Source organism: Legionella yabuuchiae, assembly GCF_900640115.1.
Taxonomy (GTDB): Bacteria; Pseudomonadota; Gammaproteobacteria; order Legionellales; family Legionellaceae; genus Legionella_A; species Legionella_A yabuuchiae.
In genome coordinates this window covers 1-758 of the sequence record NZ_CAAAIW010000071.1, presented here as the reverse complement: position 1 = coordinate 758, position 758 = coordinate 1, and the positions used below count along the sequence as shown (strand labels likewise).

Sequence of the window (758 nt, the reverse complement as noted above, 5' to 3'; positions counted from 1 at the left end):
CCTTCGGGGGGACGTTTGCCACGGTGTGGTTCATGACTGGGGTGAAGTCGTAACAAGGTAGCCGTAGGGGAACCTGCGGCTGGATCACCTCCTTAATAAAAGCACGACAACATCCAAGCGCCCACACAGTTTGTTTTCACGCAAGCAGCCCTATTTGGCGGAACTTGCGTTAAGGTAGATTTTTAAAATACTCACATACGGTTGTATGCTTTGTTTTTCTAAAATTTGTTTTAACCCAATCTGCGCCCAAATCAGAACGCTTGCGAGCTCTAGAAAGAAGTGCAAAGAAAAAGCAAGATAGCATTTTGCGAAGATTTTTTCCTTTGGCGAGGCGCTGACAGAAGCGAGCGAAGGAGCATACATCAGTATGTGACTGAGGGAGCGCATGTCGACAACGAAGCGTAAAGAAAAAAAGCTGAAGCAAAAAGTTTTTGCGAAGATTTTTTCCTTAGGCGAGGCGCTGACAGAAGCGAGCGAAGGAGCATACATCCGTATGTGACTGAGCGAGCGCGTGGCAGCAACGAAGCATAAGGGAAAAAGCTGAAGCAAAAAAAAGGGGGTCGTAGCTCAGCTGGGAGAGCATCTGCCTTGCACGCAGAGGGTCGGGAGTTCGAATCTCCCCGGCTCCACCAACACGAGTTCGACTCGTGTGGCCCGGATTAGCCAAGCTAAATCCGGGGTAGAGCAAGATTGTCCAGATGAAAGGGCTTTGAAGAGCTTTTTCATCTGGTTAATCCAGAAGTTCATTAACAATTTGG

General features: G+C 48.3%; 1 tRNA gene and 1 rRNA gene. Both read left to right on the top strand.

The annotated features are described in order from the left end of the window. Nucleotides 1-95: ribosomal RNA gene (locus tag E1O47_RS12120) — 16S ribosomal RNA — on the top strand; the annotation flags it as partial. A gap of 461 nt (nt 96-556) precedes the next feature. Next, nucleotides 557-632: transfer RNA gene (locus tag E1O47_RS12115), tRNA-Ala, on the top strand. Nucleotides 633-758: the final 126 nt, after the last annotated feature.